We start from the raw sequence: 23,489 nt of genomic DNA on the forward strand, positions 1-23,489 counted from the left end.
ACTATTCTCATGTTTTTCCATAATGTTGACATTTATTAGTCAACTTTTTTCAGGACGAGACATGAAATAAAAAAATCCCGGCTTTTAGCCGGGATTTTTTTATGGGTATAAATATATAAATAAAAGAATATTTATTTTCTTTTGATTACTTTTTCAGCAGCTTCAATTATTGCAGCGCTGTTAAGCTTGTATTTCTGCATAAGTTCATCAGGTGTGCCGCTTTCGCCAAAACTGTCATTTACGGCTACAAATTCCTGCGGTGCAGGATTATTAAGGGTAAGGGTACGTGCTACACTTTCGCCAAGCCCGCCTAAAATATTATGTTCCTCAGCAGTAACTACACAGCCTGTTTTAGCAACAGATTTTAAAATGGCTTCCTCATCAAGAGGTTTTATAGTGTGTATGTTTATAACTTCGGCAGATATGCCTTTTTCTTCAAGTTTTTCAGCAGCTACAAGGGCTTCCCAAACCAAATGTCCCGTTGCAATTATAGTAACATCCATACCTTCATTAAGCATAACAGCCATTCCAATTTTAAATTCGCCGTTTTCGGGCGTAAAGTTTGGAACTGATGGGCGCCCAAACCTAAGGTAAACAGGGCCGTCATGTTCAGCTATTGCAATTGTTGCCGCTTTTGTCTGGTTATAATCGCAGGTATTTATAACGGTCATGCCCGGAAGCATTTTCATAAGCCCGATGTCTTCAAGTATCTGGTGGGTTGCACCGTCTTCACCCAAAGTAAGCCCTGCATGTGAGGCGCATATTTTTACGTTTTTGCCCGAATAGGCAACCGACTGGCGTATCTGGTCATATACCCTTCCTGTGGAAAAGTTGGCAAAAGTACCGGTGTATGGAATTTTTCCGCCTATAGTCATACCGGCAGCCATGCCAATCATGTTAGCTTCTGCAATACCTACCTGAAAAAACCTTTCAGGATGGTTCTTCTTAAAATCATCCATTTTAAGCGAACCTATAAGGTCGGCGCAAAGGGCAACTACATTTTCGTTTGTTTTACCTAATTCGGTAAGTCCTGCCCCAAATCCGGAGCGTGTATCTTTATTTCCTGTATTTGTGTATTTTTTCATGACTTTTAATTTAAAAATTTAAATATGGAAAGATTAAAAAAATAGTTGCGTAATGCGTGATGTAATCTTTCAACTATTAAATTTTCAATGTTTAAATAATAAATTAATAATCGCCCAATGAAGTTATTGCGTTTTGAAGAAATGCTTTTTCAAGCTGCTCATCATTTGGTGCCTTGCCATGCCACGCGTGGGTATTCATCATAAAGTCAACACCATTACCCATTTCGGTATGCAGCAGTACGCATACAGGTTTTCCTTTTCCTGTAAGCTCCTTGGCATGTTCCATACCTTTAATTATGGCTTCAAAGCTGTTGCCCAGCAATATTTCAAGCACTTCCCAGCCAAAAGCTTCAAACTTAGCTTTAAGGCTGCCCATAGGCAATACCTCGTCTGTAGGGCCATCAATCTGTTTTCCGTTTACATCTATGGTAGCTATAAGGTTATCCACTTTGTAGGCAGAAGCATACATAATAGCTTCCCAATTCTGCCCTTCCTGTAGTTCGCCGTCGCCATGCAAGCTGTATACAAGGTGGCTGTCCTTATTCAGTTTTTTTGTTTGGGCTGCACCCACGGCAACACTCATGCCCTGGCCTAATGAGCCTGAAGCAACCCTTACACCCGGTAATCCTTCGTGCGTGGTTGGGTGGCCTTGCAGCCTTGAATCAAGCTTCCTGAAGGTAGCCAGTTCACTTACAGGGAAGTAGCCACTGCGTGCAAGAACACTGTAAAATACCGGCGAGATGTGCCCGTTGGAAAGGAAAAAAATGTCTTCGTTAATGCCATCCATATCAAAACCTTCCTTGCGGTCCATTAAAACCTGGTAAAGTGCTATTAAAAATTCAGTACATCCAAGCGAACCGCCCGGGTGGCCAGAATTAACAGCGTGTACCATACGAAGGATGTCTCTCCTTACCTGAATAGCTAACTCGTTTAATTGTTGTGTGTTATAGTTCATTTTCCTGATTTAGTTAAACAGGTGCAAAAGTAGCTTTATTTTTGTGTTATGTCAAAAAAGTTAATGTATATAAACTAAAAAAAGAGGCTACCGCCTCTTTTCTTACAAAGTGTATTTTAGTTATGATAAAACAATTGTTACTGCCGAACCTGACGGAATCCACGTTATGGTGACACCCGAAAAGGGATCGGTTTCGCTATACCAGCTTCCCTGAAAAGGCCCTATGTGACCTGAAAAAGGTGTTCCTAATACATTAAATTTAATAGAAGCCCATTTTTGACTTAACCTGGAATAATAATATGCTGTATTTCCCGAAACCGTTGTGGAGGAACTCCATGATGTTGGATAATATTGCCAGGTAGTAGGTAGCATGTAAAAAGGCAATCCCGGGTTTGCTGGGTCATCATATACTACGGTAGAGTAGGGGTTTAATGTAACCAGGTCATTCATCCTGAATAGTGGAAATGCATAGGTTGGTTCCACTGCACCTATATAGGTTGTAGTCATTAAATATTGAAATTTATAAGGAGTGTTGTTAACAACTTTTAATGGCATATCACTTGCTGATACAGAAATACTGAATGCAAGCATTATTATAGATAATAGCTTTTTCATAATAGTAAGTTTAGTTGGTTCGTAATTCATTTATTTTAGCTAAATGCACATCAAGTGCCTGATTGATTATTTCATAATCAGACAGTCCTTCAGCAATACTCTTACCGTTATATGTCAGGTAATTTCTGGCATCTGTAACAAGTTTTGCCATGGCTTCGTCTTTTTTGCTGTTTTGCATTTTTCCAAAATCCACAATAGATTTTTCAAAATCAAGCATTGGGTCTGTTTTACGAACTTCGGCTACAGTTAATTCATTAGTTGGGGCTTCCTCTTGGTTGGCATCACATGAGAGGAAAACGCCTAATAGTAGAAGCATTAAATAAGAAAATTTCTTCATGGTGATTGTTGTTCCCAGTGCATTATTGCTTTAGGCTGCTGTTTTTTGGAACTTATTTTCCAGCCATAAACTTATCCGGAAAAGCTTGTACTAAAGTAACTTATAATTACAGTTCAAAATAAGCTTTTTAAGTATATTTTAACATAAAAATTAAATAATATTTAATAAATATATGTATTATTTGTTAAATAATTAATTATAATTAACGTTTGACTGGTTTAAATTGAAGTTTAATTAAATAATTAAATTAAGCGTTGCTATAACCTTTTGTTTTTATCTTTGCAGGCTGTAAAAGAAAAGCATGAAATTTGATTTAATTACAACCGATGCGCAAAGCAAGGCAAGGGCAGGGGTAATAACAACCGACCACGGTGTTATTGAAACCCCTATTTTTATGCCTGTAGGTACTGTGGCATCTGTAAAAGGGGTTCACCAAAGGGAGCTTAAGGATGAAATAAACCCGGATATTATTTTAGGAAATACCTACCATTTATACCTGCGTCCTCAAACCGATATACTTGAAAAAGCGGGTGGGCTTCATAAATTTATGAACTGGGATCGTAATATACTTACCGATAGTGGCGGCTACCAGGTATATTCCCTATCTGCCAACAGGAAGATAAAAGAGGAGGGAGTAAAATTTAAATCGCATATAGACGGTTCATACCATTTCTTTTCGCCGGAAAGCGTAATGGAAATCCAGCGTACTATTGGTGCAGATATTATTATGGCGTTTGACGAATGTACACCTTATCCATGCGATTACCGCTATGCAAAGCGCAGTATGCACATGACGCACCGCTGGCTGGACAGGTGTATTGCCCACCTTGAAAAGGTGCCTTATAAATATGGGTACAGCCAGGCATTTTTCCCAATAGTGCAGGGGAGTACTTATAAAGATTTAAGGGAACAGTCAGCCGAATATATTGCGAACGCCGGTGCTGTGGGTAATGCTATAGGAGGCTTATCGGTAGGTGAGCCTGCCGAAGAGATGTATGCCATGACTGATGTGGTTTGCAACATACTGCCCACCGATAAGCCCCGTTATTTAATGGGTGTGGGCACACCAATAAATATTCTTGAAAATATTGCGTTAGGTATAGATATGTTTGATTGTGTTATGCCAACACGCAATGCGCGTAACGGTATGCTGTTTACGGCACATGGAACAATTAATATAAAAAATAAAAAATGGGAGGCTGATTTTTCACCTCTTGATGAAATGGGTATAACCTTTGTGGATACGGAATATACCAAGGCCTATTTAAGGCATCTTTTTGCCGCTAATGAATATCTTGGCAAACAGATTGCCACGATACACAACCTTGGATTTTATATGTGGTTGGTTCGTGAAGCAAGAAAGCATATATTAGCGGGAGATTTCCGTGAATGGAAGGAAAAAATGGTGAAACAAATGAGCCAGAGGCTTTGATGAATTTAGGATAATAAGTTTAGTAATCTTACTACTTAATACTTTTTAATGAAAATAATAGACTGGTACATCCTTAAAAGATACCTGGCAACATTTTTTGTAATGCTGCTGCTTTTTATACCTATAGGTATAGTTATAGACGTATCAGAAAAAATTAATAAGATACTGGCTAAAAAAGTGCCTTTCCTGCAGGTGGCTGCTTATTACGGCGATTTTACCATTTACTTTGCCAACCTGCTTTTCCCCATATTACTCTTCCTTTCGGTGATATGGTTTACATCCAAACTTGCCAACAATACAGAGATTATTGCTATATTAAGTTCAGGTATTTCATTTACCAGGTTTTTGCGTCCTTACATTATTGGTGCATCATTTATTTCTATACTTGCACTGCTTATGGGGTTCTTTTTTGTACCCAAGGCCAGTAAAGGCTTTAACGACTTTAGGTACACCTACCTGAAAAGCAATTCTGAAATAAGGCAAAGCCAGGATGTATATAAGCAGATAAGCGATAACGAATACATATATGTAAGTAGCTTTAATTATATAACCAGGACAGGGTATAATTTTAACCTCGAGAAGTTTAAAGACAACAAGCTGGAATATAAAATTAATGCCAGCCAGATTAAATGGCGCGAGAAGGATAGCAGTTATGTATTGGCAGGTTATACCAAAAGGACGGTAGGTGCCATGGGCGACCAGCTGGAATCGGCAAACAGGAAAGTGTTTAAATTCAACTTTAAGCCAGATGACCTAACGCCTACCATATATGCTGCCGAGACCATGACACTGGGCGAACTTAACGATTTTATTGAAAAGGAAAAAGCAAGGGGTTCAGGTAATATAAATGCCTATCTTGTTGTAAAATATAAAAAATACAGTATCCCTATTTCAGCATTTATACTCACTATTATAGCAGTTGCAGTGTCGGCCATGAAAAGGCGCGGAGGTATGGGGGTTAACCTTGCCATGGGCATCGGGCTTGCTTTTACATTTATATTTTTTGATAAAGTTTTTGGAACCATGGCCGAAAAGTCGAGTATCCCTCCACTAATTGCTGTTTGGTTCCCTAATATTACTTTCGGTATTTTAGCCATATTCCTTTTACGCAATGCTAAGCGATAATATTAAAAGCTACCTGCACTTACATTTTATAGTTTTTATATGGGGCTTTACCGCTGTTTTGGGTGCCTTAATATCACTTGATGCCTTACCGCTGGTATGGTTCAGGATGTCTATAGCAGTAGTGCTGATTTACCTTTATGCCCTTGTAAAGAAAAAATCGTTACGCATACCCTTAAAAACGCTCCTGGCTTTTTTAGTGGCGGGATTGATAATTGCACTGCACTGGCTCACTTTTTTTAAGGCAATCAAGGTTTCCAATGTTTCGGTAACCCTTGCCTGCTTATCAACAGGTGCTTTTTTTGCCTCCCTTTTAGAGCCGGTATTTTTCGGCAGGAAAATTATAGGGTATGAAGTGTTGTTCGGGCTGCTTGTTGTAGCAGGCCTTTACATTATTTTCCGTTTTGAGGGAGATTACTTTTATGGTATAGCCCTGGCGTTATCTTCGGCATTTTTATCCGCTGTGTTTTCTATCATAAACGGTAAGTACGCCAAGCTTTACAGCCCAACAGTAATTTCATTTTACGAATTGCTGGGTGGCGTATTTTTCTTTTCATTATACCTTTTGTTTTCCGGCAGCTTTACAATACAATTTTTCAATGTTTCTGTTTCCGACTGGCTTTGGCTGTTTGCATTGGGTTCCTTTTGTACAGCTTATGCTTTTATAGCTTCGGTGCAGGTAATGAAGTTCCTTTCACCCTATACGGTTATGCTTACCATAAATATGGAGCCTATATATGGGATAATTCTTGCAGTTATTGTTTTTAAGGAAAAAGAAACCATGGGGCTGCCTTTTTATATAGGGGCCGCTATTATTTTAACCACAGTGATACTCAACGGGATATTAAAAAATTACAAGCGCAGGGCTAAGTAATTAGTTTTGGGTTGCTGCTTTCTTAAACGAATATTTTATCTTTGTAGCTTGAATAAAAACTAAAAATCTGCCTTACTATGGAATATTTAGATTTTGAACTTCCGATAAAAGAGCTTGAAGACCAGCTCGATAAGTGCACAATTATTGGCCAGGAATCGGATGTTGATGTATCTAATACATGCAAACAGATAGAGAAAAAACTGGAAGAAACCAAAAAGAAAATATATAAAAACCTTACTGCATGGCAAAGGGTTCAGCTTTCAAGGCACCCCAGCCGCCCTTACACAATGGACTATGTAAAGGCACTTACAGAAGGTACTTTTTTAGAGTTGTTTGGCGACCGAAGCTTTAAAGATGATAAGGCTATGATTGGCGGCCTTGGTAAAATAGGGGGGCAGTCGTTCATGCTGGTAGGACAGCAAAAGGGCTACAATACAAAAACAAGGCAGTACAGGAATTTTGGTATGGCCAACCCTGAAGGCTACCGCAAGGCATTGCGCCTCATGAAAATGGCAGAAAAATTTAATGTGCCTGTAGTTACCTTTGTTGATACTCCCGGTGCATACCCGGGCCTTGAGGCAGAGGAGCGCGGACAGGGCGAGGCAATAGCCAGGAATATTTTTGAAATGAGCCGCCTGAAAACACCTATTATTACTATTATTGTGGGTGAAGGTGCATCCGGAGGGGCATTGGGCATAGGCGTGGGAGATAAAGTGTATATGCTGGAAAATACATGGTATTCTGTTATTTCTCCTGAATCATGTTCCTCAATACTATGGAGGAGCTGGGAATATAAAGAGCAGGCTGCCGAGGCTTTAAAGCTTACTTCTTATGATATGAAGAAACAAAAGCTGATAGATGATATTATCCCTGAACCGCTTGGAGGTGCCCATTATGACAGGGAGACAACCTTTAAAAGTGTGGAGGATTATATTATTAAAGCATACAATGAATTAAAAGACTTATCAACAGAACAACTGGTGGCGAAAAGGATGGATAAGTATAGTAAAATGGGCGAATTTAAAGAATAACCTGCCGAAAAAGCAAAATTCATCCGAAGCCTTGCCGCTTCGGATTTTTTTTAAGTTTTCAACAGGTTATTTACAGGAAATGAACATTTTATAAACAAAATGTTCTTAACAATTCCTTAACGTGCCACTTTCAATTTTAATTACATTAGCAATATGGAAAATGTGAGGAATATAAACCCGGTAAAGGTAGATAAAGCAACTATTATCAATTTGGAAAAAGGCAAGCTGCCGCCACAGGCGCTTGATTTGGAGGAAGCGGTACTGGGTGCTATGATGATAGATAAAAAGGGTGTTGATGAGGTTATAGACATATTACAGCCGGATGCATTTTATAAAGATGCCCATAAATACATTTTTGAGGCCATTGTGCAGCTTTTTAACGATACGCAGCCCATTGACTTATTAACCGTTTCGGCGCAGCTTAAAAAGAATGCAAAACTGGAGCTTTCGGGAGGCGATTTTTACCTTATCCAGTTAACTCAGAAAATATCATCATCAGCGCATATTGAGTTTCATTCAAGGATTATTTTACAAAAGTACATTCAGCGCAGCCTTATAAAAATTTCCAGCGAGATTATAGAAGAATCGTATGATGAAAGTACAGATGTTTTTGATTTGCTTGACAAGGCCGAGTCTAAATTATATGAAGTAACGCAGGGAAATATAAAACGGAGTTCTGAAACGGCACAAAGCCTTGTAATACAGGCGAAAAAGCGTATTGAAGAAATTGCGAATAAAGAAGGTTTAAGCGGTATAGCTACAGGTTTTCATGACCTTGATAAGCTAACTTCCGGCTGGCAGCCCAGCGACCTTATTATTATTGCGGCAAGGCCCGGTATGGGTAAAACGGCATTTGTACTGTCTATGGCGCGTAATATAGCCATTGACTTTGGGCATCCTGTAGCGGTATTCTCATTGGAGATGTCATCCGTACAGCTTATTACACGTTTGATTTCAAGCGAAACAGGGCTGTCATCTGAAAAACTGCGTACAGGAAAACTTGAAAAGCATGAGTGGGAGCAGTTAAGTATAAAGGTAAAAGACCTTGAACGTGCCCCATTATATATTGATGATACGCCTTCACTATCTATCTTCGATTTAAGGGCAAAGGCAAGGAGGCTTTCATCACAATATGGCATTAAGCTAATTATTATTGACTACCTTCAGTTAATGACGGCAGGAGGTAACTCTAAGGGCGGGGGTAACCGGGAGCAGGAAATTTCTACTATTTCCCGTAACCTTAAAGCTTTGGCAAAAGAACTTGATGTACCTGTAATTGCGCTTTCCCAGTTATCAAGGGCAGTAGAAACCCGTGGATCGAGCAAAAGGCCATTGTTGTCTGACCTTAGGGAATCGGGAGCTATTGAGCAGGATGCCGATATAGTATCATTTATATACCGCCCTGAATATTACAAGATAGATGAGTGGGATGATGAAGAGCGTTCGCCAACGCAGGGGCAGGCAGAGTTTATTGTAGCCAAGCACCGTAACGGAGGGCTGGATAATATTAGGCTTAAGTTTGTAGGCAGTCTGGGTAAATTTGATAATCTAGATGATTTCAGCTCGCCGTTTGATGAACTTCCGTCCAGCATGAATGACAGTAATCCTTTTATAACCAAAAACCTGCCTTCTGCCAATGATGCTTTTGGAAGCAATATGAATAACAGTAACGATGACGATGTTCCATTTTAATATAACTAACTAAAACAAATGATTATGGAGAAAATTACAAAAGACCTTATGGAGTTAAACGAAACGATATTAAAAATGGAAGTAACGGGTGCCGAAATTATTTCGGTACAAAATTAATTTCATTAGTAACTATAGCAGTAAAGCGCATCAGTATGGTGCGCTTTTTGTTTTGGTATATATCGCACACTAACTTAGTTGTAATGCCGTTAGTTTAGTATATTTGAGAAAATTATTTACAATGCATTTCAGGAAACTATTTATATTTCTATTACTCATATCCGGTTTTACAGCACGTGCTTCCATGATACTTATACCCATGGATGAAAGCACACAGATTAACCATCTTAAAGCCTATGGCATAACTTACTGGGCGCTTGATAAGAACTATAAAACCAGCTGGCTGCTTAACTACAGGGGCGGCTCTTTCTTATTGCCCGATGCAGAGGAAATAAGGAGGGAGTGCCAGATAAGGGGAGTTAGCTTTGAAGTGCTCTCTGACGGGCAGGCAAATTCAATTTTAGATGAAATAAGCAGCCCTTCGCAAAATATGGAAACCGTTGTGCTGGAAAAGGCACCTAAAATTGCAGTATATACCCCCCCGGGAAAGCAGCCCTGGGACGATGCTGTAACGTTGGTACTTACCTATGCAGAGATACCGTTTACAACTATATATGATGAGGAAGTGCTTAATGATGCACTTTTATTATATGACTGGTTGCATCTGCACCACGAAGATTTTACAGGGCAATATGGAAAGTTTTTTGGGGCATACAGAAATGCCCCCTGGTATATTGAGCAAAAGAAAGAGGCAGAAGAACTGGCAGCGAAATTAGGGTATAGTAAAGTGTCTGAAGAAAAACTGGCAGTTGCCAATAAAATTAAAAACTATGTAATAGGCGGCGGGTTTATGTTCGCTATGTGCTCAGCTACCGATAGTTTTGATATAGCCCTTTCGGCTGACGGTGTGGATATTTGCGAGCCAATGTTTGATGGCGACCCCAGCACGCCTAATTATCAATCTAAGGTTGATTATAACAATTCCTTGGCATTTAAGGATTTTACACTGGAACGCAGTCCTAATGTTTATGAATTTTCGGATATAGACACAACTACCAAACGAAATGTGCAGCCTGATAATGATTATTTTACCTTAATGGAATATTCTGCCAAATGGGACCCTATACCTACCATGCTTTGCCAAAACCATACCCAGCTTGTTAAAGGCTTTATGGGGCAGACTACAGCTTTTGATTCAAAGCTTGTAAAATCAAATGTGCTGGTTATGGGAGAGAATAAACAAAATGGTGAAGCACGCTATATCCATGGCACGAAAGGCAAAGGTATGTTTACTTTTTATGGCGGGCATGACCCTGAAGATTATCAGCACAGGGTAGGGGATGCGCCTACTGTGCTTGACCTTCACCCCAATTCACCGGGCTACAGGCTTATTTTAAATAATGTGTTGTTTCCGGCAGCAAGAAAGAAAAAGCTTAAAACCTGATTGTATAAAGTTTATAATGTAAAAAGCCCGCTCATTGAGCGGGCTTTTTTTATAAGTAAGATAAATATATTGTTGTTAAACGTTTTTACTTAACTTTATTTATGATTGCAGCAAAAGCTTCAGGGTGGTTCATAGCAAGGTCTGCAAGAACTTTACGGTTCAATTCGATACCTGCTGCTTTTACTTTACCCATAAATTGAGAATAACTCATTCCGTGTAGCCTTGCACCTGCGTTAATACGCATAATCCATAAAGCACGGAAGTTTCTCTTTTTCTGCTTTCTGTCACGGTAAGAATAAGCCATTGCTTTTTCTACCGCGTTTTTAGCTACTGTCCAAACGTTTTTACGTCTTCCAAAGTATCCTTTGGCTTGCTTTAATACTCTTTTTCTGCGAGCTCTTGAAGCAACTGAATTTACTGATCTTGGCATAATTTTTAAATTTTTGTAGCAGGCGTTCCTTATTTGGGAAGCTTAAAGCCATACTCCAGGGTTATTAATTGTTTTTAACCGAAACAGCTGTTAGATTAACCTTAATTGCTGTTTTACGCTTTTCTCATCTGCTTGGTGTACAAGGGTAGAGTGCGTTAATGCAAGCTTACGCTTTGTTGATTTTTTAGTCAGGATGTGACTTTTAAAAGCGTGCTTTCTTTTAATTTTTCCAGAGCCTGTAACTTTAAAGCGTTTTTTGGCGCTGGATTTTGTTTTCATTTTAGGCATTTTCTTCCTGTATTTAATTTATCTTACTTACTGTTTTTTCTTTTTAGGAGCAATAAACATAATCATCCTTTTTCCCTCAAGAACCGGCATAGATTCTACTTTGCCATACTCTTCAAGGTCCTGGGCCAGCCTTAAAAGCAGTATTTGCCCCTGCTCCTTATAAATTATGGAACGGCCTTTAAAAAATACAAATGCTTTAAGCTTTGAGCCTTCTTTCAGGAATTTTTCTGCGTTTTTGCGCTTAAACTCATAATCATGCTCATCGGTTTGCGGCCCGAAGCGTATTTCCTTAACCGTTATTTGTGTGGATTTTGCCTTAAGCATCTTATCGCGCTTTTTCTGCTCGTAAAGAAACTTTTTGTAATCCATTATTTTGCATACAGGCGGTTCCGCATTAGGCGATATTTCTACCAGGTCAAGTTCCTGCTGCTCGGCCATCTGGAGTGCCTGGGTAATTTTATAAATACCCGTTTCTACATTTTCTCCTACAAGCCTCACTTCCGGTACCCTTATGGCGTTATTGGTCCTGTGTGCGTCTTTTTTTTCCTGTCTGGGCTGAAAGCCCCTGTTGTTTCTTATAGCTATGGCTCTAAAAATTTAAAGTTAAACTTAAAATGGTTTTAGTGTTTTATTTATTTCTTCCTCAACTAAGGAAGCAAATTCTTCTATTGACATGGTTTGGTTCGATTTTCCTGCATCGCCATGGCGACGCACTGATACCGTACCATTTTTTTCCTCTTCCTCACCTACTATAAGCATAAACGGAAGCTTTTGTACTTCGGCATCCCTTATTTTTTTGCCTATAGTCTCGTTTCGGTTGTCAATTAGGGCGCGAATTTCGTGATTTTCCAGCAATTGTAAAACTTTTTTAGCATAATTTTCATATTTCTCGCTAATAGACAACAGGATAGCCTGCTCCGGCATTAGCCATAACGGGAAGTTTCCTGCTGTATTTTCAAGTAAAATTGCTATAAATCGCTCCATTGATCCAAAAGGTGCACGGTGTATCATAACCGGGCGGTGCAGTTCATTGTCTGCGCCTTTATAAGTAAGGTCAAAACGTTCCGGCAGGTTGTAATCTACCTGTATAGTACCTAACTGCCACTGGCGGCCAAGAGCATCTTTAACCATAAAGTCCAGTTTAGGGCCATAGAAAGCAGCCTCGCCATACTCTACAACTGTTTTCAGCCCTTTGTCTTTCGCGGCATTGATAATGGCGTTTTCAGCCTTTTCCCAGTTTTCATCAGAGCCTATGTATTTTTCCCTGTTGTCAGGGTCGCGAAGCGATACCTGTGCACTAAAGTTTTCAAAACCAAGGGAACTGAAAACATATAATACAAGGTCTATTACTTTTTTAAATTCCTCATCCAACTGGTCGGGCGTGCAAAAAATATGCGCATCATCCTGAGTAAACCCACGCACCCTTGTAAGCCCGTGTAATTCCCCGCTCTGCTCATAACGATACACGGTTCCGAACTCAGCATAACGTTTCGGCAGGTCTTTGTAAGACCATGGCTTACTGTTGTATATTTCGCAGTGGTGCGGGCAGTTCATAGGTTTCAGCAAAAATTCCTCGCCTTCATGCGGTGTATGAATAGGCTGGAAACTATCGGCACCATACTTGGCATAATGCCCGGATGTTACATATAATTCCTTTTGCCCTATATGTGGCGTTACCACTTGCTCATAACCTGCTTTTTTCTGTGCCTTTTTCAAAAACTGTTCCAGCCTGTCGCGTAAAGCGGCGCCTTTAGGCAGCCATAAGGGAAGACCCTGCCCAACCTTTTGCGAAAAAGTGAACAGTTCCAGCTCTTTACCCAGTTTTCGGTGGTCGCGGCGTTTTGCTTCCTCAAGGAGCTCAAGGTATTCAGTAAGCTCTTTCTGTTTAGGGAATGAAATACCGTACACACGTGTAAGCTGTTTGTTCTTTTCATCACCGCGCCAGTAAGCACCCGCTATGCTCATTATCTTCATAGCCTTGATAAGGCCGGTATTAGGTATATGCCCTCCTCGGCACAAATCAGTAAATGTTGCGTGGTCACAAAAAGTAATAGTACCGTCTTCAAGGTTTTCAATTAATTCAACCTTATACGGGTTTTCTTCTTTTTTATAATAATCCAATGCTTCGGCTTTGCTGGCAGAGCGCATTTTAAAATCATGCTTTTCGCGTGCTATGGCAAGCACACGGTCTTCAATGGCTTTAAAATCTTTATCGGTAACTACATGGCTGCCAAAGTCAACATCATAATAAAAACCATTATCAATAGCAGGGCCAATGGTTAACTTTACCCCAGGGTAAAGCTCCTGCAGTGCCTGTGCCATAACGTGGCTGGTAGAATGCCAAAATGCTTTTTTACCTTCCTTGTCATTCCATGTGTATAATATTAAAGAACCGTCCGTCGTCAGTGGTGTAGTAGTTTCAACTGTTGTACCATTAAAGGAAGCAGATATAACATTTCTTGCTAATCCTTCACTGATGCTCATGGCAACATCCAGGGGCGTAACGCCCTGGTCGAACTTTTTTACTGAACCGTCCGGTAATGTAATATTTATCATTGTTAAAAATTTATAAGTAGCAAATATAGGGCATTAGTGTGTGCAGTGCAATAGACGGCAATAAACTTAATTCCGTTATTTATTTGTGCATATAAAGTTTTGCACTTTTGTTAAGATTTGGCAGGAGGCAGCGTTATAATTAATTTGTAACTTTGCTGTTTTTACAAACAAATAAACACTTACTACAATGGAAAATGGAATTTATGCGAAATTCAATACACCAAAAGGAGGAATACTTGTAAAACTTACCCATGATAAAACCCCAGGTACAGTTGGTAATTTTGTAGGGCTTGCCGAAGGCAACCTTGAAAATAAGCAAAAACCGCAGGGAGAACCTTACTATAATGGACTAAAATTTCACAGGGTAATACCCGATTTTATGATACAGGGCGGATGCCCTCAGGGGTCTGGTGCAGGAGGGCCCGGCTATCAGTTTGATGATGAGTTTCATCCCGACTTAACGCATAGCGGTCCCGGTGTATTATCTATGGCTAATGCCGGCCCGGGCACAAATGGTTCCCAGTTTTTTATTACACATGTGGAAACGCCGTGGCTTGATAATAAGCATACAGTATTTGGGCATGTGGTAGAAGGGCAGGATGTTGTTGATGCCATACAGCAGGGTGATGCTATAGAGAGTGTTGAAATAATAAGGGAAGGCGATGAAGCTAAAAAATGGAATGCCATAGAGGCTTTCCGCACATTTGAGGGCTCGCGTGAAAAACGCCTTGCCGAAGCGAAAAAAAGGGCTGAGGAAGAAATGGAAAAACTAGCTGCAGGCTTTGATAAAACTGAAAGCGGGCTTCGTTACAAGCTAATACAAAAGGGTAACGGTAAAAAAGCTGAAAAAGGTAAAAAAGTTTCTGTTCATTATACAGGTGCCCTTGATAATGGGCAGGTTTTTGATTCGTCTTATAAAAGAAAACAGCCTATTGAGTTTCCTTTAGGGCAGGGGCATGTTATTGAAGGATGGGATGAAGGTATCGCATTACTGCAGGTAGGTGATAAAGCAAGGTTTGTTATACCTTCGCATCTGGGTTATGGCTCACGCGGTGCCGGAGGAGTTATACCGCCTGATGCTACACTTATTTTTGACGTGGAATTAATGGATGTAAAGTAAAAAATTCATTATAGATGTTTAGCCCGCTTACAGCGGGCTTTTTTATTGGAACATTTTTTGCTTAATATTATTTACTTTTGCTTATTATGAGATACCTGCTATTATTTTTTATATTCTTTACACTATCTGCCACTGCCCAAATACCGGGCTCAGGGATGCACTGCGGTTATGATTTTACATCCTACTTTGTACTGGATGTACACGAATCGGGCAAGTCGGAAAATATTAAAGGTTTAAAAATTACAATTATTGACAGCCTTGGTAATGATGTGGTTAACATTAATAATGCCTATAGCTGGAAAAATGCTAATAAGCCTTTACAGTTTTACCTTAATTATAAAATTGACGATAACAATCAAAAAGTGGCAGAAGGGAAAGCAACAGGAAAAGAACGCTGGTTTTTCCCGTTTGCTAAGGATAATTACCTGATTTCTGTAGCCAACACTTTCCCTGCTGAAAAATTTAGTGTTAAGGTACAGGATGTGGACGGGCAGGAAAACGGAGGCAGGTATAAAACTGTTATATTACCGTTATACAGCTATAACATGTATATACTTTGCTCCAGCGAAACCCAGCAGGCAGCCATGAAATTCGGGCGTAAAATGAACCGCCCTATTGATATAGTACTGGAAAAAGAATAAGCTATTTCCACTTAATGCCACAGCCCATACTTGGCTTTTGGTTTTGGGGTATGTTACGGTTATATAGTACCCCGTCAATCGCATTTCGCAAATCGCTCCCGCTTACAGGTATATTGTTGCCCGGCCTTGAATCATCAAGCTGCCCCCTGTAAACAAGCCTGTCCTGAGAATCAAACAGGTAAAAATCAGGTGTGCATGCTGCATCATATGCTTTTGCGGTAAGTTGCGATTCATCAAAAAGGTAAGGAAAATCTATGTCATTCTCAAAGGCAAATTCAGTCATGCGTTCAGGTGCATCCTGCGGATATTTAAAGGCATCATTACTGCTGATGGCAGCCATGCCAATACCCTGAACCGTATAATCATTTGCAATGCGCACAATTTCTTCTATCACATGAAGTACAAACGGGCAATGATTGCAAATAAACATTATAAGTGTGCCTTTTTCCCCTTTTATATCGCTAAAAGTATAGAAATGGCTGGAATTGGTATCCTTTAACCTGAATTCAGGTGCTTTTGTGCCGAGCGGCAGCATATTTGAAAGTGTATTTGCCATATTGCAGGAAACATTTATTTTAGCAAAAATCTGTATTTATCTCCAAATTTAAAACATTTATATTATGTTAACCTGGGAAGAATTTGAAAAAACTGAAATGCGTATAGGCACAATTATAGAAGTAAATGATTTTCCTGAAGCGAGAAAACCTGCTTATCAACTGATAATTGATTTTGGTAATGCTATCGGTATAAGAAAAACTTCGGCACAAATTACCAAACGATATACTAAAGAAGCCTTACAAGGCAGGCAGGTTGTAGCAGTAGTTAATTTTCCTAAAAAACAGATAGGCAAGTTTATGAGTGAATGCCTTGTATTAGGAGCTGTGGGTAATGAAGGCGATGTTGTACTGCTTTCACCTGATTTTAAAGTGGAAAACGGGCTTCGGATAGCTTAACTGAAATATTTTTTCATAAAAGCATGCATTTTCCGTTTAATGTCGGCGGAGTTTTCATCATTCCATTTCCCGTGCTTTTCACCTTCATAAATATATAATTCATTTGGGATGCCGAATTTATCAAGCTTTTCTTTAAGCCTTGGCCCCTGTGTGCGTGGTACAAGCGGGTCTTCCGAACCATGGAACATAATGGTAGGCGGTGCACTTTTTGTTACGTGGCTTATAGGGCTTACTTCCGTATATATCTGCGGATTATTTTCCCAGGTATTATCTTTTCCCACTAAATTTCGCAGCATACCACTACTATAGGAAGCACTTGAGGTATAGGAAGGGTCAGTAAAATCTACCGGGCCTATAAGGCTGCAAACCGCTTTAACCTCATTGTTTTTATCAAATCCGTATGCATACAGTAAGGAAAGGTGGGCACCGGCACTGCTGCCAATAAATGCATACTTATTACTTATTTTATATTCGGCGGTTTTATTTTTTAAATGCTTTATAACAAGGGCAATATCATTAATCTGCATTGGGTAGGCAGGATTTTCCGGTGTTGCAAGCCTGTAGTTTATATTTACTATGGCATGGTTAGGAAACTCTTTTTTTAGATTACGCACCATATAGCTGAAATTTTCTTTGGAGCCTTTACGCCAGCCGCCACCGTGCAGCAAAAGGAAAACTTTGTTTTTCCCGTCCCGCTCTGCCGGAAGATGAATATCAATAAGCTGTTCAGGATTTGCACCGTAACGCACATCTTTTAAGGAGATGCTGTCTTTTTCAGTATTTTGGCAATTGCTTAAAAAAGCGGTCAATAAAAATGCTATTATATATATATTCTTCATAAGTCTTAAACTTCTGTTTTTACAATATTAATTAAAAAAGCAGCGATATGGCTGCTTTATATAATTTTTTTGATAACTCTTAACTTATGGGTATGCCTCCTTGTTTCTGCATTGTAAATCCCTAAATGGTCCAGCCTGTCTATCCTTACTTTGCCATGCCCATGGATAATGTAGTTATCCTCCATAATAATGCCAACGTGTATAATATGGCCTTCTTCATTGTCAAAAAAAGCAAGGTCTCCCGGTTCGCTTTCTTCAATAAAGCTAAGGGCTTCGCCCTGAGTAGCCTGCTGTGAGGCATCGCGTTGCAATTTATAACCGTTAAGCTTATAAACCATTTGTGTAAACCCTGAACAATCCAGCCCGAAAGGTGTTTTGCCTCCCCATAAATAAGGGGCATTTAAATACATAAAAGCTGTGCGGAGTATATTTTGCTTGCCTGTAATGCCTGTTGTTTTCATTCCCTCAAAAGCAAAATTCTCTACATTAATATCGGTATGGTCTAAAAAAGAAAGGGAAGCACCCAATGGTATTGGCATTAATGAGTTGCCCGGTGTTGCCACATATTCAATAAGGTCTGCATTAAGTACGGCAGGAACAGTGTTTAAATAATTATAATTAGGTTCGCTTATAACCCTGAACTGTTTATTATCTATCCATCCTGTATAACTGTCAAAAGCAAGCTCAATCCGCGACCATTTGTGGGTTTGTTCCAGTACTTTAAAATGCTCGCCGAATAAAACCTGCGAAGTCATTTCACTGCGGTCGCTTGGCTCCAGCCGCAGGGGAACAATAGCAAGGTTGCAAATACCAAAAATCATCTGTAATAGTACTTCTTTTTTTAATATTGGTGGTTGTACAGCAAAAAAGGCGTTGCTTATCTACAACCACAAATATAGCAGTTAATTATTAAGCAACGCCAATTACTGTTATTGTTTTCGGCTAAGTCAGTATGTTTACTACATTAAAAAAAGCTACCGCAAAATCTTTTCCATTTTCCTGCCTTTTGCCAGTTCGTCCACAAGCTTGTCAAGATAACGTACTTTTTGCGTTAAAGGATTTTCAATATTTTCCACCCTGTATCCGCAAATAAGGCCGGTAATTAAATGAACATTTGGGTGTAACGAAGTATTTTCAAAAAACTGCTCAAAAGTTACCTTTGCGTCAATAAGTTCAGCGATTTTTTCTTCGTCATAGCCCGTAAGCCATTCAATAACCTCATGCAACTCTTCCTTAGTCCTGCCTTTCCTCTCAATTTTAGTAAGATAGTGCGGATACACCGATGCAAATGTCAAATTTGCAATGCGTTCATCATGACTGCTCATAGCCTTGCGTTTAATTTAATGCAGGTTATGGCCTTTCAATAACAATTGCAGAAGCACCGCCCCCGCCATTGCATATAGCAGCCGCGCCTGTTTTGGCATTATTCTGCTCCAACACATTTAGTAATGTAACAATAATCCTTGCACCTGAGCAGCCAAGCGGATGCCCAAGCGATACTGCACCTCCGTTTACATTTACTTTTTCAGGATCAAGCCCCATTATTTTGGTATTAGCTATCCCTACTACCGAAAAAGCTTCGTTAAATTCAAAGAAATCAACCTGTTCTTTGCTTATGCCTGCTTTGTCAAGCGCTTTAGGCAATGCTTTTGAAGGTGATGTTGTAAACCATTTTGGTTCCTGCTCTGCATCAGCATATGACTTAATGTATGCTAATGGCTTTATGCCAAGTTCTTTTGCTTTATCTTCACTCATAAGCACCAAGGCGGCGGCCCCATCGTTAATTGTGGAAGCGTTGGCTGCCGTTACTGTACCCTCTTTAGTAAAAACGGCGTTTAACGAAGGTATTTTGTCCAGCTTAACATTGGTGTATTCCTCATCTTTTGTTACCATTACAGGTTCACCCCTGCGTTGTGGTACTGCTACGGGAACCACCTCATTGTTAAATTTACCGGCATCCCATGCACGCGCAGAGCGTTCATACGATTCTATAGCAAACTTATCCTGGTCTTCCCTTGATATTTTATATTCTGTTGCACAAAGGTCTGCACAAACTCCCATTGCATTATTGTCATAAGCATCGGTTAACCCGTCCTTCTGCAAACCATCTATCATAGTGGCAGGGCCAAACTTGTTGCCGTTCCTCATGTGTACATAGTGCGGTATAAGGCTCATGTTTTCCATACCTCCTGCAACAACAATTTCGGCATCCCCGCACATTATACTTTGTGCTCCCTGCATTACGGCTTTCATACCAGAGGCACATACTTTATTTACAGTTGTAGCAACAACATTATCAGGCAAACCGGCCAGCCTTGATGCCTGCCTTGCAGGAGCCTGCCCAACACCTGCCTGAACTACATTTCCCATTAAAACCTCATCTACAAGATTGGCGTCAAGGTTAATTTTTTCCAATGCACCTTTTATTGCAGCCGCACCAAGCTGAGGTACACTAACGGTTGATAATGCTCCCATAAAGCTGCCTATAGGTGTACGCACTGCTGAAACTATTACTACTTTTTTATTATTCATAACTGTTGCTTTTTATGTTTGTGTTGCGAATTTAATGATTTTTAATGCTTGTAAAAATAAACTATTTAAAATTAATGGAATAATTATGGCTATTATTAGGAATGATTAAATACGATACGGTAGAACATCTGTTAAATAGCATCTGCTTTTTTTACAAATTAATTGGGAAAACCTGAACAATTAATATAGAGTGTACTCTTTATCTTTGAGATAATTAATACAAAAATTATGTTTGAAGCAATTTTATTAATAGGGATACCTGTTCTTTTATTAGTGTATTTGCTGATAAGGTTCATTAAATCTGAAACGGCAGAAATAATTGAGCTAAGGATACAGGATAAGGCAGGTGATTTAAAATTGTCGCCTGGTGAGGCAGTTCGCCTTGTAGCAAGGCCAGACAAGAGGGTGGTAGAAGTGTTTAGCGATACTGAAGGATATAAAGAAAATAAACTTGGGGTAATTAAAAACTACAATATTTTTAAGCATGTGCTTATAGAGGGTACAGTGGCCAGGATATACTCGGTATATAAGGGCGGTATTTTGCTGCTACTGCTGGACAGCAAATATAAACCTGAACTATTATAAAAATGGCTGCCATCGGGCAGCCATTTTCTTTTTAGGCGATAAGGGAATAGTTTTATAAATTTGGATGTAAACTATTACCCGATGCCTGTAAAAAAAATATTATATATATGTGTTTGCCTTAGCTGCTTATTTACAAGGGGACAGCAGCTTATTCCTTTTGTAGAAAATTTTACCAAATCAGAATACAATGGTGATAACCAGGTATGGAATGTTGTACAGGGCAATGACAATGCCATGTATTTTGCCAATCACCACTATTTTTTAAGGTATAACGGCGTAAAATGGGAAAAATATTCACTACCAAATAAAACCATTATCAGGTCGGTATTTGTAGATGGCAATAAAGTGTACTGCGGCTCCTACAAGGAGTTTGGTTATTGGGAGCGTATTGACGGGCGAATGCAATATATTTCACTTTCCAAGGGCAAGAACCTTTTTTTGGGTAATGCTGATAATGAGGAAATATGGAAGATATTTAAGCACAAGGGCAAGTTTTATTTTCAGTCATTTAATGAAATATATGTTTATGACGGTAAGGATATAAAGAAGATAAAATTTCCTGCGCAGATTTCCTATTGTTATGTTGTGGATGGTAAAATATATGTAGCCTGTGTAAGGATTGGCATGCATATTATGGAAGATGAAGAATTTTATCCTGTAAATAACTGGCCGCAGCTAAGGGATAATGTTATTCATGGCATGGAGAAAAATAATGGCAGGATTTATGTTTTTACCAAGAATAATGGGGTTTATATAGGCGATGAAAATAAGCTGTCTCCATGGCAAAGCCCCCTAAATGAACTGCTGAAAAATGATGTGCTGGTTTCGGAAAAGTTTTTAAACGATTCCACACTTATTATAGGTACAGGGCTGCAGGGGCTTTATATTATAGATATAACTACAGGTAAATATGTAAATATAAACCGTGGCAACGCATTAAAAAACAACGCTGTTTTATCTATTGCCACAGATAAGGAAAATGACCTTTGGCTGGGGCTGGATAACGGAATATCGCATATTGAGGTTAATTCTCCTGTTTCTATATTTTCTGATAATTCCGGCAGGCTGGGGTCGGTATATTCGCTTGCCACCACCAGCAAAGGATATTTATTTGTTACCAATCATGGCATATTTACTTCTATAGGCAAGGAACTTAATGCTGTACCCAACTCGCAGGGACAGGTGTGGGATATATACAAAAATGGCGAGCAGTTTGTAATTGGGCATAACGACGGTACTTTTGTTTATGAAGATGGTGCGCTGCATAAAGCAAATCCGGTAAACGGCGGATGGAAATTCCTTAAAAGTGAATTTGATAATGCTTACTTTCAGGCTAACTATTCCGGTATTGCAGTATATAAGGATATAAACAATCTTTCCCAATGGAAAATACTTGACAGTATTACCAAGCCCATCAGGAATATTGCACAAAATAAAAAGGGGGAACTTTGGGCTGCGGATAATTACAGGAGCCTTTACCGTATACTGTATAATGAAGATTTTACAGTTAAGAAAGTTGAAAATATTTCCCGCAAAAATAATATTGAAAGCGATTATGGTGTAAAGTTATTTAATTTCAGGGGAGAGGTTTTATTCCTGATAAATAATACCTGGTATGTGTATAATAGCATATCGGGCAGGCTGGAAAAAAACAAGACATTTAATGCCTCTTTCCGTAATATAAGCGATATTATACCTGTAGATGATGACAGCTTTCTTATACTGAAAAAGGGTTTGCTGTATCTTATAAACCAATCGCAAAATGGTTTTGTGTGGAAGCTTATACCTGAGAAATATTACCAGGGAAAGCTTATTATAGAAAATATAAAGGTTTTTAAGGATGGTGATGCACTGCTTATAAACCTTGATGATGGCTTTATAGCTTTTGAGCAGGGCAAGGAAGAGAGGAAGTTTTCGCCGGTTTTGATTGAGGCATATTATCAGGGGAAAATAATAAATGATGATACAAAAATAAAATACAACCAATCTGTTGAGGTTAATCTTATCAGCAAATATTTTGGTTATAATAAGCCGGACTTGTATTATAAATTTAACGACTCACCGGGTTATGAACCTATAAAAGGAGGCATACTCACGCTTAATAACCTTAGCAGTGGCAGCCAGGAACTGGAGGTATTTTATAATGATGGGAAGCGATATAAAAAAGTAGCTTCCTATAATTTTAATGTTGCCAGGCCATGGTATTTTTCCCTATGGATGGTTTTAGCCTATATAGCAATACTCTCGCTTATATTTTTCCTTTATTACAGGTGGAATAAAATAAGGTATAATGAAAAGATTAAGCTGAATGAAGAAGAACTTAAGCACAGAAGGGAAATCCTTGAGCTTGAAATGGAAGCAGAAAAAAAACTGAGGGAGCAGGAGTATGAAAAGCACCGCCTTGAGGTTGAAGTACAAAATAAGGCTTCGGAAGTTGCCGGAAAATCGTTATCTATTGCCAAGCATAGTGAAATGATTGAAAGCATACAGCAGGTTTTAGAATCTGAAAACAGTACAGACCAGCTTAAGCAAAAAATAAAAAAGATTATTAAAACAAATTCACTTAGTAAAAATGAGTGGCAGAGCTTTGAAAAGAACCTGATAAAAAGCCACGAAGAATTTGTGGAACGCCTTACTGCCAAATATCCTTTCCTAACACCAAAAGATATAAAACTGTGTATATATCTTAAGATGAATTTATCTTCAAAAGAAATAGCTCCTTTAATGAATATTTCCTACAGGGGAGTGGAACTTCACCGCTACAGATTACGAAAGAAAATGGAAATACCTACGGAAGAGAACCTTTCTAAATTTATGATTACTGTATAAATTAACTTATAAAATTGCAGTTATTTTAATATTTTATTAGCATTTATTCAACTTTACAATACATCATTAGTA

General features: G+C 39.0%; 24 protein-coding genes. 11 read left to right on the top strand and 13 right to left on the bottom strand.

The window, feature by feature from the left end; all coding sequences use genetic code 11:
• Positions 1 to 131: 131 nt before the first annotated feature.
• From GSF09_RS02315 to GSF09_RS02330, 4 genes are all read right to left on the bottom strand, one after another.
• Entirely contained in the window at positions 132 to 1,085 is a 954-nt protein-coding gene (locus GSF09_RS02315; protein ID WP_159799321.1) for a transketolase family protein, read from the bottom strand.
• A gap of 103 nt (positions 1,086 to 1,188) precedes the next feature.
• A complete protein-coding gene (locus GSF09_RS02320; protein WP_159799322.1) occupies positions 1,189 to 2,040 on the bottom strand; it encodes a transketolase in 852 nt (283 codons plus the stop codon).
• Positions 2,041 to 2,160: 120 nt separating this feature from the next.
• Positions 2,161 to 2,655: a hypothetical protein gene (locus GSF09_RS02325; RefSeq protein ID WP_159799323.1), complete on the bottom strand. Its 495-nt coding sequence runs from the start codon at positions 2,653 to 2,655 to the stop codon at positions 2,161 to 2,163.
• Between the two features lie 10 nt (positions 2,656 to 2,665).
• Complete coding sequence (locus GSF09_RS02330; RefSeq protein ID WP_159799324.1) at positions 2,666 to 2,992, bottom strand: hypothetical protein; 327 nt, start codon at positions 2,990 to 2,992, stop codon at positions 2,666 to 2,668.
• Positions 2,993 to 3,293: 301 nt separating this feature from the next.
• On the opposite strand from GSF09_RS02330, the gene tgt reads away from it, so the two are divergent.
• From tgt to GSF09_RS02360, 6 genes are all read left to right on the top strand, one after another.
• Positions 3,294 to 4,424 carry a tRNA guanosine(34) transglycosylase Tgt gene (gene tgt, locus GSF09_RS02335; RefSeq protein ID WP_159799325.1) on the top strand — a complete coding sequence of 377 codons (1,131 nt, stop codon included), beginning with the start codon at positions 3,294 to 3,296 and terminating at the stop codon, positions 4,422 to 4,424.
• Positions 4,425 to 4,472: 48 nt separating this feature from the next.
• On the top strand, positions 4,473 to 5,549 hold the full coding sequence (locus GSF09_RS02340; RefSeq protein ID WP_159799326.1) for an LptF/LptG family permease: 1,077 nt from the start codon (positions 4,473 to 4,475) through the stop codon (positions 5,547 to 5,549).
• The gene (locus GSF09_RS02345) at positions 5,536 to 6,420 is read left to right on the top strand and encodes a DMT family transporter (protein ID WP_159799327.1); all 885 of its coding nucleotides are present in this window, start codon (positions 5,536 to 5,538) and stop codon (positions 6,418 to 6,420) included. Before GSF09_RS02340 ends, GSF09_RS02345 begins: the two co-directional genes overlap by 14 nt.
• Positions 6,421 to 6,497: 77 nt before the next feature.
• Entirely contained in the window at positions 6,498 to 7,451 is a 954-nt protein-coding gene (locus GSF09_RS02350) for an acetyl-CoA carboxylase carboxyltransferase subunit alpha (protein ID WP_159799328.1), read from the top strand.
• A 153-nt stretch (positions 7,452 to 7,604) separates the two neighbouring features.
• Entirely contained in the window at positions 7,605 to 9,143 is a 1,539-nt protein-coding gene (gene dnaB / locus GSF09_RS02355; protein WP_159799329.1) for a replicative DNA helicase, read from the top strand.
• A 238-nt stretch (positions 9,144 to 9,381) separates the two neighbouring features.
• Positions 9,382 to 10,644, top strand: coding sequence for an asparagine synthetase B (locus GSF09_RS02360; protein WP_159799330.1), 1,263 nt, complete (start codon positions 9,382 to 9,384; stop codon positions 10,642 to 10,644).
• Positions 10,645 to 10,729: 85 nt separating this feature from the next.
• On the opposite strand, the gene rplT is transcribed toward GSF09_RS02360, so the two are convergent.
• The 4 genes from rplT to thrS form a co-directional block, all read right to left on the bottom strand.
• On the bottom strand, positions 10,730 to 11,074 hold the full coding sequence (gene rplT / locus GSF09_RS02365) for a 50S ribosomal protein L20 (RefSeq protein ID WP_159799331.1): 345 nt from the start codon (positions 11,072 to 11,074) through the stop codon (positions 10,730 to 10,732).
• A 90-nt stretch (positions 11,075 to 11,164) separates the two neighbouring features.
• Positions 11,165 to 11,362, bottom strand: coding sequence for a 50S ribosomal protein L35 (rpmI, locus tag GSF09_RS02370; protein WP_159799332.1), 198 nt, complete (start codon positions 11,360 to 11,362; stop codon positions 11,165 to 11,167).
• A gap of 27 nt (positions 11,363 to 11,389) precedes the next feature.
• A complete protein-coding gene (gene infC, locus GSF09_RS02375; RefSeq protein ID WP_159799371.1) occupies positions 11,390 to 11,941 on the bottom strand; it encodes a translation initiation factor IF-3 in 552 nt (183 codons plus the stop codon).
• Positions 11,942 to 11,971: 30 nt separating this feature from the next.
• On the bottom strand, positions 11,972 to 13,918 hold the full coding sequence (gene thrS / locus GSF09_RS02380) for a threonine--tRNA ligase (RefSeq protein ID WP_159799333.1): 1,947 nt from the start codon (positions 13,916 to 13,918) through the stop codon (positions 11,972 to 11,974).
• 187 nt (positions 13,919 to 14,105) lie between these two features.
• Here thrS and GSF09_RS02385 point away from each other — a divergent pair, with 187 nt between their 5' ends.
• On the top strand, positions 14,106 to 15,038 hold the full coding sequence (locus GSF09_RS02385) for a peptidylprolyl isomerase (protein ID WP_159799334.1): 933 nt from the start codon (positions 14,106 to 14,108) through the stop codon (positions 15,036 to 15,038).
• A gap of 86 nt (positions 15,039 to 15,124) precedes the next feature.
• On the top strand, positions 15,125 to 15,679 hold the full coding sequence (locus tag GSF09_RS02390; protein ID WP_159799335.1) for a hypothetical protein: 555 nt from the start codon (positions 15,125 to 15,127) through the stop codon (positions 15,677 to 15,679).
• A 1-nt stretch (position 15,680) separates the two neighbouring features.
• Here GSF09_RS02390 and GSF09_RS02395 read toward each other — a convergent pair whose 3' ends face one another.
• Positions 15,681 to 16,235 carry a thioredoxin family protein gene (locus GSF09_RS02395; protein ID WP_159799336.1) on the bottom strand — a complete coding sequence of 185 codons (555 nt, stop codon included), beginning with the start codon at positions 16,233 to 16,235 and terminating at the stop codon, positions 15,681 to 15,683.
• 64 nt (positions 16,236 to 16,299) lie between these two features.
• Here GSF09_RS02395 and GSF09_RS02400 point away from each other — a divergent pair, with 64 nt between their 5' ends.
• Positions 16,300 to 16,632, top strand: a complete 333-nt coding sequence (locus tag GSF09_RS02400) for a tRNA-binding protein (RefSeq protein WP_370515966.1) — start codon at positions 16,300 to 16,302, stop codon at positions 16,630 to 16,632.
• On the opposite strand, the gene GSF09_RS02405 is transcribed toward GSF09_RS02400, so the two are convergent.
• The 4 genes from GSF09_RS02405 to GSF09_RS02420 form a co-directional block, all read right to left on the bottom strand.
• Positions 16,629 to 17,471, bottom strand: a complete 843-nt coding sequence (locus GSF09_RS02405; RefSeq protein ID WP_159799337.1) for an alpha/beta hydrolase — start codon at positions 17,469 to 17,471, stop codon at positions 16,629 to 16,631. The genes GSF09_RS02400 and GSF09_RS02405 overlap by 4 nt on opposite strands.
• 56 nt (positions 17,472 to 17,527) lie before the next feature.
• Positions 17,528 to 18,289, bottom strand: coding sequence for a C40 family peptidase (locus tag GSF09_RS02410; protein ID WP_159799373.1), 762 nt, complete (start codon positions 18,287 to 18,289; stop codon positions 17,528 to 17,530).
• Positions 18,290 to 18,445: 156 nt separating this feature from the next.
• Positions 18,446 to 18,796: a DUF2200 domain-containing protein gene (locus GSF09_RS02415; RefSeq protein WP_159799338.1), complete on the bottom strand. Its 351-nt coding sequence runs from the start codon at positions 18,794 to 18,796 to the stop codon at positions 18,446 to 18,448.
• A 25-nt stretch (positions 18,797 to 18,821) separates the two neighbouring features.
• Positions 18,822 to 20,003: an acetyl-CoA C-acyltransferase gene (locus GSF09_RS02420; RefSeq protein WP_159799339.1), complete on the bottom strand. Its 1,182-nt coding sequence runs from the start codon at positions 20,001 to 20,003 to the stop codon at positions 18,822 to 18,824.
• A 228-nt stretch (positions 20,004 to 20,231) separates the two neighbouring features.
• Between GSF09_RS02420 and GSF09_RS02425 the strand changes: the two genes are divergently transcribed.
• Together GSF09_RS02425 and GSF09_RS02430 are read left to right on the top strand one after the other, a co-directional pair.
• Positions 20,232 to 20,588 carry a hypothetical protein gene (locus GSF09_RS02425; RefSeq protein WP_159799340.1) on the top strand — a complete coding sequence of 119 codons (357 nt, stop codon included), beginning with the start codon at positions 20,232 to 20,234 and terminating at the stop codon, positions 20,586 to 20,588.
• A gap of 81 nt (positions 20,589 to 20,669) precedes the next feature.
• The gene (locus tag GSF09_RS02430; RefSeq protein WP_159799341.1) at positions 20,670 to 23,417 is read left to right on the top strand and encodes a histidine kinase; all 2,748 of its coding nucleotides are present in this window, start codon (positions 20,670 to 20,672) and stop codon (positions 23,415 to 23,417) included.
• Positions 23,418 to 23,489 lie beyond the last annotated feature (72 nt).

Origin of the sequence: Flavobacterium sp. MK4S-17, assembly GCF_009848495.1 — a bacterium.
In the GTDB taxonomy this organism is placed as follows: domain Bacteria; phylum Bacteroidota; class Bacteroidia; order Flavobacteriales; family Flavobacteriaceae; genus Flavobacterium.